A 14034-nucleotide genomic window follows, 5' to 3' on the forward strand; every position below is an offset into this window, starting at 1 on the left:
TTTCCCGTCAGCCGCTTAACGCAGGTTAACCAGCGTGTTGAGGATCTGATCCTGAGTTTTGATGGTCTGCGCGTTCGACTGATAGTTACGTTGCGCCACGATCATGTTCACCAGTTCTTTACTCAGATCAACGTTAGAGGCTTCAAGCGCACCGTTGGTCAGCGTACCGAAGTTACCGGTCCCCGCCGTACCCAGCAGCGCAACGCCGGAAGACTGCGTGGCAGACCAGACGTTATCGCCTTCAGATTTCAGGCCTTCGTTGTTGGCGAAGTTTGCCAGCACGATTTGGCCCAGAACCTGTGTCTGTTCGTTGGAGTAGTTACCCACAACAGTACCGTCGTCGTTGATCTGGTAGCTCACCAGATCGCCCGGCTTGTAGCCGTTCTGGGTGGTGTTCACCACGCTGTTCGTGCCGGTGTTCTGCTGCATGGAGTTCTGGAAGCTCAGGGAGAATGTCGCAGGGGTTGCACCGCTGACGGATTCCGTGGTGATGTTGATAGCCGGCGTAGCGTTCGGGGTTCCGCTCAGTACAACACCCGCCGCATCGTAGTTATACACACCATCAAGGTTACCGTTTTCATCAAAGCTCATCTGTGCCGCTTTGGTCACCGGGCCGTTCGCAACGCTACCGTCCTGGGTGTAGAGATCCCATTTGTTGTCTGCTGTTTTGACATAGTAGACATACATGTTATGGGCGTTACCCTGGCTGTCGAATACCGTTACGGTACCTTTTTTATTGTAGGTATCCTGGTTCGTCGCATCGAAAGCCGCAGTCTGGATATCATCCGTGGAGTTCAGGTTAATCTGCTGCGTTGCGGTGGTGGTCGACTTCGCCGCCATCAGGGTGTTAGGGATGGTGATCGCCTGAGGGTTCGCACCGGTCTGTACGGTAGGTGGTGTCCCCGCCACCGGATAACCGGTTAACTGCATCCCCTGCATGTTGACCAGCGTACGGTTCTCGTCCAGCTTGAACTGACCGTTACGGCTGTAGAACACGGAACCGTTGGAATCAACCATACGGAAGAACCCGTTCTGGCTAATGGCAACGTCCAGGCCACGACCGGTGTTGGTTGTGGTGCCGTCGGTGAAATCCTGAGTGATACCTGCGACTTTAACGCCCAGGCCTACTTTGGAACCGGCAAACATGTCTGCAAAAGACGCCGTACCGGATTTAAAACCATAGGTCGCGGAGTTGGCGATGTTGTTGCCAATGACATCCAGGTTGGTGGCTGCAGCATTCAGGCCGCTGACCGCTTGAGAAAAGGCCATGACTTACTCCTGATAAGTGTTAAGGCTTAGATAATCTGCCGAACTTCGTCGAGTGTGGTGGTACCAGAAGTACCCAAATCCAGTTTGTTGCCGTCGCTACCTTTAATCACGCCCTGAACCAGCGCGAACTGGAGCGGCTGAGCCACCAGTTGCGTGGTGCCACTGCTGGCGCTGATAGCCACTTTGTAGGAACCGTTTGGTGCCGTGGTGCCGTCCGTCATGCTGCCATCCCAGGTAAAGGTATGAACGCCCGCGTCCAGCTTGCCGATATCAATGGTTCGGACCACCGCACCGGAGGCATCGGTGATCGTCGCGGTTACCTTATCCGCCGCCTGCTGCAACTCAACGCCAAATGGTGTAGTGGACGTCGTGGTTGTGCCATCGGTCGTGCTGCTGCCCGCAAGGATCGTGGTCCCTGGGATCATCACCCCGTGACCAATCAGGTTGGCAGCCTGCAGAGACTGGCTATTGTCGATTTGGCCAGAGACAGAGCCGAGGGTGGTATTGAGCTTCTCAATGCCGCTAACGGTGCTGATCTGCGCAAGCTGCGTGGTCAGTTCGTTGTTTTGCATTGGGTTGGTCGGGTCCTGGTTCTTCAACTGAGCCACCAGCAGCGTCAGAAAGCTGCTTTGCAGATCAGAGGCACTGCTTCCCGTCAGAGAGCTGGAACTCCCTGAACTGGTACTGGTTACGCCCGAATTGGTCGTATCATTCACGTTTACGGCGATGGACATGCGTGTCTCCTTTACTGGCCGAGAGTGAGTGTTTTGAGCATCATGCTCTTCACGGTGTTAAGCACTTCGACGTTTGCCTGGTAACTGCGTGAGGCAGACATGGAGTTCACCATTTCACCCACCACATCCACGTTAGGCATTTTCACGTAACCACTGGCATCCGCGAGCGGGTTGCCGGGCTCATACACCAGTTTGTCCGGTGCCTGGCTCTCTACCACGTCGGAGACTTTCACGCCGCCCGTTGCCGCACCCGGCGCAGCATTTACCTGAAAGACGACCTGTTTCGCACGATAAGGCTGTCCGTCTGGACCGGTCACGCTGTCGGCGTTGGCGAGGTTACTGGCCGCCACGTTCAGACGCTGTGACTGCGCGGTTAACGCTGAACCGGCAATATCAAAAATATTCAGCAAAGCCATGGATTAGTTGCCCCCCTGAAGGACGGTCATCATGCCTTTAATCTGTCCACCGAGTAGCGTCAGGCCCGTCTGGTACTGCAGGCTGTTATCGGCAAACTGTGTACGTTCCCGATCCATATCGACGGTGTTACCATCAAGAGAGGGCTGGTCAGGGATGCGATAAAGCAAATCGGTCGTCGGCGCGGTCATCGCCTGAGCGGGAATGTGGCGTGAGGATGTCAGTGCAAGTGCGACACCTGTTCCTTCGGCACGTCCACGCTCCATCACTTTTTTAAGTTCACTGGAAAAATCAATATCGCGAGCCTGATACCCAGGGGTATCCGCGTTAGCGATATTGGCGGCTAAAATCTCCTGCCGCTGGGCGCGTAAATTGAGCGCTTCCTGCTGAAAACGTAACGCGGCATCGAGTTTATCGAGCATGTCTCCTCCGCTAATGGGAAAATTTCAGTTCACAGCTTAAATCTCAACCCGTCTGCCTTATCGACGGAATAAGCGCAAAATGCGTCGCTATTTATTGCGTTGATGCAAAACCACTGCGGGTAGAATCGTCCCAATTCTGAAAACGGTGGAACTTGCGATGCGGACGTTAAAAAGTGCCCTTGCGGCAACCTTATTGCTTTTAAGCCCTCTGGTGCAGGCTGAAGGGTTACAGGGGCAGTTAACCGCCTTTTTTGCTCAGCAGCTGGCAGGCTTTAGCGATGAGGTCAGCGTTACCGTGCGAACGCCCCCCAATCTTTTTCCATCCTGTGAACAGCCCTCATTCAGCGTGACCGGCAGTGCTAAACTGTGGGGTAATGTGAATGTGCTGGCGCGTTGTCCTGGCGAAAAACGCTATTTGCAGGTTGCCGTTCAGGCGACAGGCAATTATGTTGTCGCCGCCCAGCCGATCGTCAGAGGAAGCCAACTGCAGGCGAACAGCGTTACGTTAAAACGTGGCCGCCTGGACCAGTTGCCGCCTCGCACCATGCTCGACATTAACCAGGCCCAGGACGCCATTAGCCTGCGGGATGTGGCACCAGGCCAGCCGATACAGCTCTCTATGCTGCGTCAGGCATGGCGGGTAAAAGCGGGGCAACAGGTGATGGTCGTCGCCAGCGGAGACGGCTTTAGCATCAACAGCGAAGGGAAGGCATTAAACAATGCCGCCGTGGCACAAAATGCCCGAGTCAGGATGTCTTCAGGCCAGGTGGTTAGCGGAACCGTCGATACTGATGGGAATATTCTGATTAACCTATAATCTTTTTAAAGATTTCGCGGCGACTGCCGATAAATATTCAACTAATGATGATGTCAGGCGCAAACGCCGCGAACCCTCGATGAGGACAACACTATGAGCATTGATCGTACATCAGCCCTGAAGCCGGTTAGCACTGTACAACCTCGCGAAACGAATGACACTACGCCGCAGAAAACGCGTCTGGAAAAACCGTCGACGGCCAATAGCACCAGCGTCACCCTGAGCGATGCTCAGTCAAAACTGATGCAGCCAGGCAGCAGCGATATCAACATGGAACGTGTTGAAGCACTGAAAACGGCGATTCGTAACGGCGAGCTGAAAATGGATACCAGCAAAATCGCTGACGCGCTGATTAATGAAGCGCAGAGTTTCTTGCAGAGTAACTAACCGTATGAGTCGACTGTCAGAAATACTGGATCAGATGACGGTTGTCCTGAATGACCTGAAAACGGTAATGGATGCAGAGCAGCAGCACCTGTCTTCCGGTCAAATCAACGGCAGCGCGTTGCAGCGCATTACGGAAGACAAAAGCTCGCTTCTGGCGACACTGGATTATCTCGAACAGCAACGGCGCGCTGAGCAAGAGCCTAAGCGCAGTGCCAATGATGAGATTGTTGAACGCTGGCAGACGATTACAGAAAAAACCCAGCACCTGCGCGATCTCAACCAGCACAACGGCTGGCTGTTAGAGGGGCAAATTATGCGTAATCAGCAGGCTCTGGAGGTATTAAAGCCCCATAAGGAGCCTGGGCTCTACGGCGCGGATGGTCAAACAGCCAGTTCGCGTATTTCAGGCGGGAAAAAGATTTCGATTTGACGCAGTCGCGGCATGTCATGACGTGGGGAGCACACCGCTGGTGAACTCCCCTTTTGTCGTTTATACCGTGCGACGGGTAAACTCTTTGACTTTGAAACCGAGCACCGCAAGCGTGGCGAAGTACGCAACAACCCCCACCAACACTACCGCCATCAGGCGCATCAGGCGGTAAGGCATCGTCCCCAGCGACCAGTCAGGCATCACATACATCATGCCCGTTAACGCCGCAGACATTACCAGCACGGCAATCACCAGACGCACCAGGAAACTGAACCAGCCAGGCTGAGGGGTAAAGATTTTCTGCTTACGTAACTGCCAGTACAGTAGCCCGGCGTTCAGACAAGCCGCCAGACCAATCGACAGCGACAGACCCGCATGTTTCAGTGGGCCGATAAACGCCAGGTTCATCAACTGGGTCATAATCAGCGTGACAATGGCAATTTTAACCGGTGTTTTGATGTCCTGACGGGAGTAGAACCCCGGAGCCAGTACCTTAACAACAATCAGCCCCATCAACCCAACCGAGTAGGCAATCAGCGCACGCTGAGTCATCGCGGCGTCAAAGGCGGTAAATTTGCCATACTGGAAGAGTGAAACGGTTAACGGTTTCGCCAGAATACCCAGCGCCACTGCGCTCGGCAGCGCCAGCAGGAAGCAGAGGCGAAGCCCCCAGTCCATCAGGCGGCAGTATTCGTCATGATTACCACTGGCAAAACTTTTCGACAGTGACGGCAACAGGATCGTCCCCAGCGCAACGCCCAGCACCCCGGACGGAAACTCCATCAGGCGGTCAGCATAGTACATCCAGGAGACCGAGCCAGAGACCAGGAAAGAGGCAAAAATGGTGTTGATGATAAGCGAAATCTGGCTGACGGAAACGCCGAGGATCGCCGGGCCCATCTGTTTAATCACACGCATTGCACCGGCATCTTTGAAATTGATGCGCGGTAACACCAGCATGCCAATTTTTTTCAGATGCGGCAGTTGATAGGCAAGCTGCAGCACGCCACCCACGGTGACCGCCCAGGCCAGCGCAAGGATCGGCGGGTTAAAATGCGGCGCGGCAAACAGCGCAAAGCCAATCATACTGACGTTCAAAAACGTTGGCGCAAACGCCGGAACAGAGAAACGGTTCCAGGTGTTGAGGATCGCCCCCACCAGCGAAGCCAGCGAGATCAGCAAAATATAGGGGAAGGTTATGCGCAGCAGTTGCGAGGTCAGCGCAAATTTATCCGCCGTATCAGCAAAGCCAGGTGCCGTGACCATAATCACCCACGGTGCGGCCAGCATCCCCAACACGGTGACTACCGCCAGGGCCAGCGTCAGCAGGCCGGAAACATAAGCCACAAACACGCGCGTGGCGTCTTCGCCCTGCTTGCTTTTATACTCCGCGAGAATGGGCACAAACGCCTGCGAAAATGCCCCTTCGGCAAAAATACGTCGCAGCAGGTTTGGTAATTTGAAGGCCACAAAAAAGGCGTCCGTCGCCATTCCTGCGCCAAAGATCCTTGCCACAATCGCATCGCGCGCAAAGCCAAGCACGCGGGAAAACATGGTCATCGAGCTGACGGCTGCCAGCGATTTTAATAAGTTCATTAATGTGAATGTCCACAACCATACGGCAAAACGCCTGCAATGCAGGCGTTGAAGAAGCGCTTAGTCTACCCGGATTTAACGGAATTACTATTGGCAGATGTTACAGCGAGTTATTCACTCATGGCTTCGCGCCAGAGCCGCTCCACGATGCGCTGCGCCATAATGGCCTGCTCACCGGATGTTTCAGGAACCGTCTGATTTTGCACGCAAGTCATGAAGTGACGCGCGCAGCCGACGAATCCACGCTGTTCCAAAGTGCTTTGCCAGCCTGCAACCGGTAATGTCACCACGCCATTGCCCTTCTCTTCCCGCCACTCACGCATATCGGTGATGTCGTACAGCGCACCGTCGGTTATCGCCTGAACGCACTCGCGCTGGCTACCGGCACGGCGATGCATACTGGTCGTGACCTGCAGATGTTCGACAGCAAAATGGTGCTCGGCATAAACCATCTCACCCTGCTCGTTGGTCACCAGCGTTCCGCTTTGCAACTGAGCGTGACCGTTCGTCAACCACAGCGCGGTGTCCACCACATGCAGATAGTCATCGAGCAGCGTAAAGCGTAAATCGTTTGGCCCGATGCTGTCGGTACGGTGTTTATCCATCCGCAAGGAGGCAAGCGTACCAGACTGCGCTTTTAACTGCTGATAGAGCGGCGCAAAACGGCGGTTAAAGCCAACCATCAACGTCAGGTTTTTGCGCGCGGCCAGTTCAATCAGGCGTTCGGCATCCTGAACATTTTCCGCCAGCGGTTTATCCACACAGACATGAACGCCCGCATTGAGTAACTCGCTCACCACCTGGTAATGGGTCGCCGTTGAGGTATGAACAAACACCGCGTCGCAGTCGCGCGCCAGATCCAGCAGCGAATTTGCATACGGCATTCGCCAGGTTTCACAGATGCGCTCCGCTTTCTCACGCGTTGGCGACCACGCCCCCTGTAGCGTCCAGTCCGACGCCGCCCCTAAAACGGGTAACCAGGCTTTTTGCGCAATTCCGCCCAGCCCCACAACACCCACACGTAACTTTGTCACCGTTAATCCCCCAAATGTGCCAGCAGTGCGTCAAGTCGCTGTTTCAGCCCGGCGACTTCTTCTTCCAGCGCCTCCACGCGCGCCGTCAGGCTGGCATTGGCTACCGGAGAATCGGTTTCAACAGCCAGTTCGGAAGCATCGACCTCACCACTGAACAGGTGCATAAAGCGGCTTTCACGCTTACCTGGCTCACGCGCCAGACGGACCACATAGGGCCCGTCTTCGCGGGTGGTCAGGCCCTCCAGCGTCTGCTCAACGTCCTGCATATCGCGGAACTCATGCATGCGGGACGCGCGAGTCCGCAGTTCCCCCGGCGTTTGTGCACCGCGCAACAGCAGCGTGGCGATCACGGCCACTTCTGCGCTACTCAGTTTCAAATCACCAAATTCGGAATTACAAAAGCGCTGCTCGTATTTCGTGACGCGATTACCGAACCCACTAACGGTGCGCAGATAGTGACGTTTAACCAGCTCATCCAGGATGTCCTGCACCTCGTGTTCGCTGAGGTTCATGACCGGCTCGCGGTTCGTTTTCTGGTTACAGGCCATCATCACAGCATTAACCGAAAGCGGATATTGCTCCGGTGTGGTGACCTGCTTTTCAAGCAAGCAACCAACCACGCGCGCTTCGGTGTCGTTTAACTGATATTTCATCTTTTCTCCTTAACGACCTGCGGTCCAGTCCTGGGTGGTTAACGCGGTAAGCACATGGTCACGCCACTCACCGTCGATCAACAGATAATCTTTGGCATACCCCTCTTTTTCGAACCCTAAACGTGCCAGCAGATCGCCACTGCGTTTATTGTGGGGCATGTAGTTTGCCATTATGCGATGGATATGCTGGGTGCGTTGCATATAGCGAATCGCCGCAGTTAACGCCTCATACATTAGCCCTTGTCCCTGCCACTTCTGGCCAATGGAGTACCCAAGGTAGCAGGCGTGAAACGAGCCGCGCACCACGTTAGAAAAGTTGGCAATGCCGATAATTTCTTTTTCTTCAGGGTCCAGTAGTGCGAAATAGAACGCACTGCCCTGCTTATGAAATTCTGCGATCATACTGAGGCGCGCCTGCCAGCCGGAAGGGTAGCAATGGCTCTCATCCCGAACGGGTTCCCAGGGCTTTAAAAACTGGCGATTCTCGGCGTAATAATCCGCCAGACGCCAGGCATCACGCTCATGCACCAGACGAACGACCAGCCTGTCCGTTGTCAGACGCACTTTTGGCACATTACTGCGATAGCCAAACATCGATACCACTCCTTCCCGTCGCTTCTGCCTTACCTTTTAGCTTTACTATACCTGCGCCTGTGCCGTCTGTGAAAACAGTGACATACCATTTTCACATTTTTCGATGAGAACTCTCTATCAAAGCACCCTTTTGATAAAAAAATATTGTCACCGACAGGGATGGGAAAACGTCCGGCGACACCGCAGAATATTAGCGTGCTTACCTTCTGATTTTCCCTGGAGGGAAAATGTCCCGCGTATCACAGGCCAGGAGCCTGGGTAAATATTTCCTGCTCGTCGATAACATGCTGGTCGTGCTCGGCTTTTTTGTCGTTTTTCCGCTTATTTCGATTCGCTTTGTCGATCAAATGGGCTGGGCGGCGTTAATGGTCGGTATCGCATTGGGTTTACGTCAGTTTGTCCAGCAGGGGCTGGGCGTGTTTGGCGGAGCCATCGCCGACCGCTTTGGCGCTAAGCCGATGATCGTCACGGGCATGCTGCTGCGTGCAGCAGGGTTTGCCACGATGGCGATAGCCCATGAACCCTGGCTGCTGTGGTTTTCCTGCTTCCTCTCCGGGATCGGCGGCACCCTCTTCGATCCCCCGCGCACCGCGCTGGTGGTAAAGCTGATCCGCCCGCAGCACCGGGGACGCTTCTTCTCGATTCTGATGATGCAGGACAGCGCTGGTGCCGTTGTTGGCGCTCTGCTGGGAAGCTGGTTGTTGCAGTACGATTTCCGTCTGGTCTGCGCCACCGGTGCCGTTCTCTTTATTCTGTGCGCGCTCTTTAACGCCCTGTTTCTGCCCGCATGGAAACTGTCGACGGTCAAAGCGCCGGTACGTGAAGGGCTCGATCGCGTGTTAAGTGACAAACGCTTTGTCACCTATGTATTGACCCTGACGGGTTATTACATGCTGGCCGTGCAGGTCATGCTGATGCTGCCGATCATGGTTAACGACATTGCAGGTACGCCAGCCGCCGTTAAATGGATGTATGCCATTGAAGCCTGCCTGTCGCTGACCCTGCTGTATCCGATTGCCCGCTGGAGCGAGCGTCGTTTCCGTCTTGAGCACCGCCTGATGGCCGGGCTTCTGTTGATGACGCTGAGCATGATGCCCATCGGTTTAGTGGGCTCGCTGCAGCAGTTGTTTATGCTGATTTGTACCTTCTACATCGGCTCAATCATTGCCGAACCGGCTCGTGAAACGCTGAGTGCTTCACTTGCCAACGCGCGTGCCCGTGGCAGCTACATGGGCTTCAGCCGTCTTGGTCTGGCGCTTGGCGGAGCACTCGGCTATACCGGTGGCGGCTGGCTGTTCGACGCCGGAAAAGCGCTGAAACAACCGGAACTCCCCTGGATGATGCTCGGCATGGTAGGCTTAATGACTTTTATCGCGCTGTGGTGGCAGTTTAGCCAGAAGCGCAGCACGCGCGGTATGCTTGAGCCCGGCGCGTAACCCTTCTCTCTGTCTGGCGGGGCTTTCCCGCCTTTATTCTCAGTTTTTTCTGCTGGTTTCTGCCATATCACACTGACATACTGACGCTCAGGACAGATGCGCCAATTTTTTGTTGAGGAATATCATGAAGAAGATTGTCATTGCCGCTGCGTTAATTTTCAGTGGCCTGCTGGTGGGTTGTAACCAGCTTACGCAATACACCGTCAGTGAACAGGAAATTAATCAGGCGCTGGAGAAACATAACAACTTTTCAAAAGACATTGGCGTTCCGGGCCTTGCCGATGCGCATATTGTCCTCAGCCATCTCGTCAGCCAGATTGGGCGTGAAGAACCAAATAAAGTCACCCTCTCCGGTGATGCGAATCTGGATATGACGTCGTTATTCGGTAACCAGAAGGCAAACATTAAGCTGAAACTTAAAGCGCTGCCTGTTTTCAACAAAGAAAAAGGCGCGATCTTCCTGCAGGAGATGGAAGTGGTTGATGCAGTGGTTTCCCCGGACAAAATGAAACCGGTGCTGCAAACGCTGATGCCTTATCTGAACCAGTCGCTGCGCAACTATTTTAACCAGCAGCCGGCCTATGTTCTCAGTGAAGACAAGAGCAAGGGTGAAGCACTTGCGAAAAAATATGCAAAAGGGATAGAGGTGAAGCCGGGAGAAATCATCATTCCTTTCACCGATTAACCTGAAGGGCGCTGAAGCGCCCTTTTTTTTACGGAAAAGTGTGCAAACGAAAACGTTTCCGCTTATGATTTGTGTCCGGCAAAAACAGCCCTCTTATGACTGATCTCTTTCAAGCCGGAGCTTCCATGACTGTACAATCCCAGGTTCTTAAAATCCGCCGCCCTGACGACTGGCATATCCATCTGCGTGATGGCGAGATGCTGAAAACTGTCGTGCCCTATACCAGCGAAATTTATGGCCGCGCGATTGTTATGCCTAACCTGGTGCCGCCAGTCACCACCGTTGATGCCGCGATAGCTTACCGTCAGCGTATTCTGGATGCCGTACCGGCAGGACACGACTTCACCCCGCTGATGACCTGCTACCTGACGGACTCGCTCGATCCGAACGAGGTGGAGCGCGGGTTTAACGAAGGCGTGTTTACCGCCGCCAAACTCTACCCGGCGAATGCCACCACCAACTCCAGCCACGGTGTCACCAGCATCGACGCCATCATGCCGGTGCTGGAAAGAATGCAGAAACTGGGAATGCCACTGCTGGTACATGGGGAAGTGACGCACGCGGAAATTGATATCTTCGACCGCGAAGCCCGGTTTATCGAAACGGTAATGGAGCCGCTGCGCCAGCGTCTTCCAGCGCTGAAAGTGGTATTTGAACATATCACCACCAAAGATGCCGCCGAGTATGTCCGCGACGGTAACGAGCTGATCGCCGCCACCATCACGCCACAGCACCTGATGTTTAACCGCAATCATATGCTGGTTGGCGGTGTCCGCCCTCACCTCTATTGCCTGCCGATCCTTAAGCGCAATATCCACCAGCAGGCACTGCGTGAGCTGGTCGCAAGCGGCTTCTCCCGCGCGTTCCTGGGCACTGACTCTGCACCTCATGCTCGTCATCGTAAAGAAGCCAGCTGCGGCTGCGCGGGCTGCTTTAACGCACCAACCGCCCTCGCGAGCTATGCGAGCGTATTTGATGAGATGAATGCGCTTGAGCATTTCGAGGCGTTCTGCTCCCTCAATGGCCCGCGTTTCTATGGCCTGCCGGTGAATGACACCTTCATTGAACTGGAGCGTAAAGAGAGCCAGGTTGATGAATCTATTCCGCTGACGGATGACACGCTGATCCCGTTCCTGGCGGGCGAAACCGTGCACTGGACGGTAAAACGCTAAAAATTTCCTGCCTCCTTGTTGTCAAATCGATAATATAACTGTATAAATAAACAGTATATTACACAGGGGGGCATTTATGCGTATTGAAGTCACCATAGCCAAAACAACCGTTCTGCCTGCTGGCGCGCTCGATGCGCTGGCGGGTGAGTTATCCCGCCGTATTAACAGCACTTTTCCTGAAAACACCGGCAACGTCACGGTACGCTATGCGGCAGCGAACAACCTGTCGGTTATCGGCGGCGCGAAAGAAGATAAAGATCGTATCAGCGAAATTTTGCAGGAAACGTGGGAAAGCGCCGACGACTGGTTCATCACCGGGTAAATTTTGCTCCCTCATTGTGTTTTTTTGCCGGGTCGCCCCGGCTTTTTTTTGATTCGTCACGCCGAAAGTTCAAATTATTTCAGCATCTTCTTAGAAAATCGTGAACAAGATGGTGTTTTATTGCTCGAACAATCCTAAAAAGCAGAAAAATGTGTTGCCAGCTGTTTATTTTTCCCTTCGGAACCCTTATTTATTGATATACTGAAATTGCTTCAGAAAAACATGCATTGAACCTCAAAGTCGTTGTCTTCTAGCACGTATTAAGGGGGTTATAATGGAAAAGAATAGTGAAGTCATCCAGACCCACCCGCTTGTTGGTTGGGATATCAGTACCGTAGACAGCTACGATGCGCTGATGCTGCGTTTGCACTACCAGACCCCGAATCAGCTAAACCGTGAAGAAGCGGAAGTTGGACAGACGTTGTGGCTTACGACAGACGTCGCCCGTCAGTTTATTTCTATTTTAGAAGCTGGCATTGCAAAAATAGAATCTGGCGATTATCAGGAAAATGAGTATAAACGGCATTAACCTCATGCCCACTCGTCACTCAACAGGCACCCTTGCGGTGCCTTATTTATTTCTCCCTTGTATCTGCCCACATAGTTAATTACTCTGCTAACAAAGCGTGCGTTAAGAGATACCTATGAAATACGACTTAATCATTATCGGGAGCGGCTCCGTGGGTTCTGCCGCAGGTTATTATGCGACTCAGGCAGGTCTTAAGGTCCTGATGATCGACGCTCACCACCCTCCGCATTCAGACGCCAGCCACCACGGTGATACCCGCCTCATTCGTCACGCCTATGGTGAAGGTGAACGGTATGTCCCGCTGGTTCTGCGTGCCCAGACGCTGTGGGACGAACTGGCGACCCTCACCGAAGAACGCATCTTTGACCGCACGGGCATTCTCAATCTTGGCCCGGCCAGCTCCGCATTTCTCGCCACTGTCGAACACAGCGCGAAACAATTTAACCTTGATGTTGAGCGTCTGGATGCTGAAGGCATCATGACGCGCTGGCCGGAGATCGCCGTCCCGGACGATTATATTGGGCTGTTCGAAGCGAACTCCGGTGTATTGCACTGTGAAACGGCGATCAAAACCTGGGTCGATCTTTCTGCTAAAGCGGGATGCGCTCAGCTGTTCAACTGCCCGGTCACAGCCATAACCCACCATGCTGACGGCGCTACCGTTACTACGCCGGAGGGGGAATACGCCGCGTCACGCCTGCTGATTAGCGCAGGAACATGGGTCACAAAACTGTTGCCAGCGCTGCCCATTCAACCGGTGCGGAAGGTCTTTTCCTGGTTCCAGTCTGACGGGCGTTACAGCAGCCAGAATAAATTCCCCGCCTTCACGGGTGAACTGCCTGACGGTGACCAGTTCTACGGCTTCCCGTCGGAAAAAGACGCCCTCAAAATCGGTAAACATAACGGCGGGCAACGTATCTCCTCTCCAGAAGAGCGCAAGCCCTTTGGGGCATACCCACAAGATGGCTCAGAAGCCTTTATGTTCCTGCGCAACATATTGCCGGGCGTGGGTGGATTGCTCTATGGTGCCGCGTGTACTTATGACAACACGCCGGATGAAGATTTTATTATCGATACGCTGCCGGGCCATGCCAACACGCTGCTCATTACCGGGCTCAGCGGTCACGGTTTCAAATTTGCCTCCGTACTGGGTGAAATCGCCGCCGGGTTTGCTCAGGGCATTGCGCCACAGTTTGATCTAACGCCCTTCTCACTCTCGCGTTTTGACCGATAATATACTGCTGGCTCCGGAGGGTCCGGAGCCAGCGTGGTAACATGGGGAATTATGCGCAGACTGTTTGGTTTTCTCATCAATAATATACGTGAGCATTTTATGCTCTATATTCTGTTGTGGTCACTACTGGCGATCATTGATGTTATTTATATTGTATTTTTCTGAAAAGATATTTTGACATTTATTGACACTACTTTATATAAACTGAACTCTTCGTATTTTTCAGTACATCATTACTTTTTTATTGTACGAAGCAATTGAAATACTTTCCCGAAACACTTTCAAATCTGCTGAAATAAATTAAAT

At 53.5% G+C, this 14034-nt stretch carries 18 protein-coding genes; 10 read left to right on the forward strand and 8 right to left on the reverse strand.

Translation table 11 applies throughout. The features are described from left to right. Positions 1-15: 15 nt before the first annotated feature. The 4 genes from flgE to flgB are packed head-to-tail and all read right to left on the reverse strand — an operon-like array spanning position 16 to position 2839. Complete coding sequence (gene flgE / locus ABGB15_RS12930; RefSeq protein ID WP_152084198.1) at positions 16-1269, reverse strand: flagellar hook protein FlgE; 1254 nt, start codon at positions 1267-1269, stop codon at positions 16-18. Between the two features lie 26 nt (positions 1270-1295). Beyond that, positions 1296-2003, reverse strand: coding sequence for a flagellar hook assembly protein FlgD (gene flgD / locus ABGB15_RS12935; RefSeq protein ID WP_152084197.1), 708 nt, complete (start codon positions 2001-2003; stop codon positions 1296-1298). A gap of 11 nt (positions 2004-2014) precedes the next feature. Further along, complete coding sequence (gene flgC / locus ABGB15_RS12940; protein ID WP_152084196.1) at positions 2015-2419, reverse strand: flagellar basal body rod protein FlgC; 405 nt, start codon at positions 2417-2419, stop codon at positions 2015-2017. A gap of 3 nt (positions 2420-2422) precedes the next feature. Further along, a complete protein-coding gene (gene flgB / locus ABGB15_RS12945) occupies positions 2423-2839 on the reverse strand; it encodes a flagellar basal body rod protein FlgB (RefSeq protein WP_010429643.1) in 417 nt (138 codons plus the stop codon). A gap of 157 nt (positions 2840-2996) precedes the next feature. Between flgB and flgA the strand changes: the two genes are divergently transcribed. The 3 genes from flgA (at position 2997) to flgN (ending at position 4473) form a co-directional block, all read left to right on the forward strand. Then, the gene (gene flgA, locus ABGB15_RS12950; protein WP_152084195.1) at positions 2997-3656 is read left to right on the forward strand and encodes a flagellar basal body P-ring formation chaperone FlgA; all 660 of its coding nucleotides are present in this window, start codon (positions 2997-2999) and stop codon (positions 3654-3656) included. A 93-nt stretch (positions 3657-3749) separates the two neighbouring features. Beyond that, the gene (flgM, locus tag ABGB15_RS12955) at positions 3750-4043 is read left to right on the forward strand and encodes a flagellar biosynthesis anti-sigma factor FlgM (RefSeq protein ID WP_152084194.1); all 294 of its coding nucleotides are present in this window, start codon (positions 3750-3752) and stop codon (positions 4041-4043) included. A gap of 4 nt (positions 4044-4047) precedes the next feature. Beyond that, positions 4048-4473 (forward strand): flagella biosynthesis chaperone FlgN, encoded by a 426-nt coding sequence (gene flgN, locus ABGB15_RS12960; RefSeq protein WP_215722974.1) that lies wholly within the window; start codon positions 4048-4050, stop codon positions 4471-4473. Positions 4474-4533: 60 nt separating this feature from the next. On the opposite strand, the gene murJ is transcribed toward flgN, so the two are convergent. From murJ to rimJ, 4 genes are all read right to left on the reverse strand, one after another. Then, the gene (gene murJ / locus ABGB15_RS12965) at positions 4534-6069 is read right to left on the reverse strand and encodes a murein biosynthesis integral membrane protein MurJ (protein ID WP_152084192.1); all 1536 of its coding nucleotides are present in this window, start codon (positions 6067-6069) and stop codon (positions 4534-4536) included. A gap of 110 nt (positions 6070-6179) precedes the next feature. Then, positions 6180-7103, reverse strand: coding sequence for a Gfo/Idh/MocA family protein (locus tag ABGB15_RS12970; protein WP_215722975.1), 924 nt, complete (start codon positions 7101-7103; stop codon positions 6180-6182). 2 nt (positions 7104-7105) lie between these two features. Beyond that, entirely contained in the window at positions 7106-7756 is a 651-nt protein-coding gene (locus ABGB15_RS12975; protein ID WP_215722976.1) for a YceH family protein, read from the reverse strand. A 9-nt stretch (positions 7757-7765) separates the two neighbouring features. Next, positions 7766-8350, reverse strand: a complete 585-nt coding sequence (gene rimJ / locus ABGB15_RS12980) for a ribosomal protein S5-alanine N-acetyltransferase (protein WP_152084189.1) — start codon at positions 8348-8350, stop codon at positions 7766-7768. A gap of 227 nt (positions 8351-8577) precedes the next feature. On the opposite strand from rimJ, the gene mdtH reads away from it, so the two are divergent. The 7 genes from mdtH to ABGB15_RS13015 all read left to right on the forward strand — a co-directional run bounded on the left by mdtH (position 8578) and on the right by ABGB15_RS13015 (position 13893). After that, the gene (gene mdtH, locus ABGB15_RS12985; protein WP_152084188.1) at positions 8578-9786 is read left to right on the forward strand and encodes a multidrug efflux MFS transporter MdtH; all 1209 of its coding nucleotides are present in this window, start codon (positions 8578-8580) and stop codon (positions 9784-9786) included. A 124-nt stretch (positions 9787-9910) separates the two neighbouring features. Continuing rightward, a complete protein-coding gene (locus ABGB15_RS12990; RefSeq protein ID WP_152084187.1) occupies positions 9911-10471 on the forward strand; it encodes a lipoprotein in 561 nt (186 codons plus the stop codon). A 125-nt stretch (positions 10472-10596) separates the two neighbouring features. Continuing rightward, complete coding sequence (gene pyrC / locus ABGB15_RS12995) at positions 10597-11643, forward strand: dihydroorotase (RefSeq protein WP_152084186.1); 1047 nt, start codon at positions 10597-10599, stop codon at positions 11641-11643. A gap of 76 nt (positions 11644-11719) precedes the next feature. Continuing rightward, positions 11720-11965: a DNA damage-inducible protein I gene (gene dinI, locus ABGB15_RS13000; protein ID WP_152084185.1), complete on the forward strand. Its 246-nt coding sequence runs from the start codon at positions 11720-11722 to the stop codon at positions 11963-11965. A gap of 274 nt (positions 11966-12239) precedes the next feature. Continuing rightward, complete coding sequence (bssS, locus tag ABGB15_RS13005) at positions 12240-12494, forward strand: biofilm formation regulator BssS (RefSeq protein WP_008500827.1); 255 nt, start codon at positions 12240-12242, stop codon at positions 12492-12494. Positions 12495-12609: 115 nt separating this feature from the next. Then, on the forward strand, positions 12610-13728 hold the full coding sequence (solA, locus tag ABGB15_RS13010; RefSeq protein WP_215722977.1) for an N-methyl-L-tryptophan oxidase: 1119 nt from the start codon (positions 12610-12612) through the stop codon (positions 13726-13728). A gap of 51 nt (positions 13729-13779) precedes the next feature. Next, positions 13780-13893, forward strand: coding sequence for a YceO family protein (locus ABGB15_RS13015; RefSeq protein WP_215723022.1), 114 nt, complete (start codon positions 13780-13782; stop codon positions 13891-13893). Positions 13894-14034: the final 141 nt, after the last annotated feature.

This window comes from Enterobacter sp. MALB-1 (assembly GCF_041021625.1).
Taxonomy (GTDB): domain Bacteria; phylum Pseudomonadota; class Gammaproteobacteria; order Enterobacterales; family Enterobacteriaceae; genus Enterobacter; species Enterobacter oligotrophicus.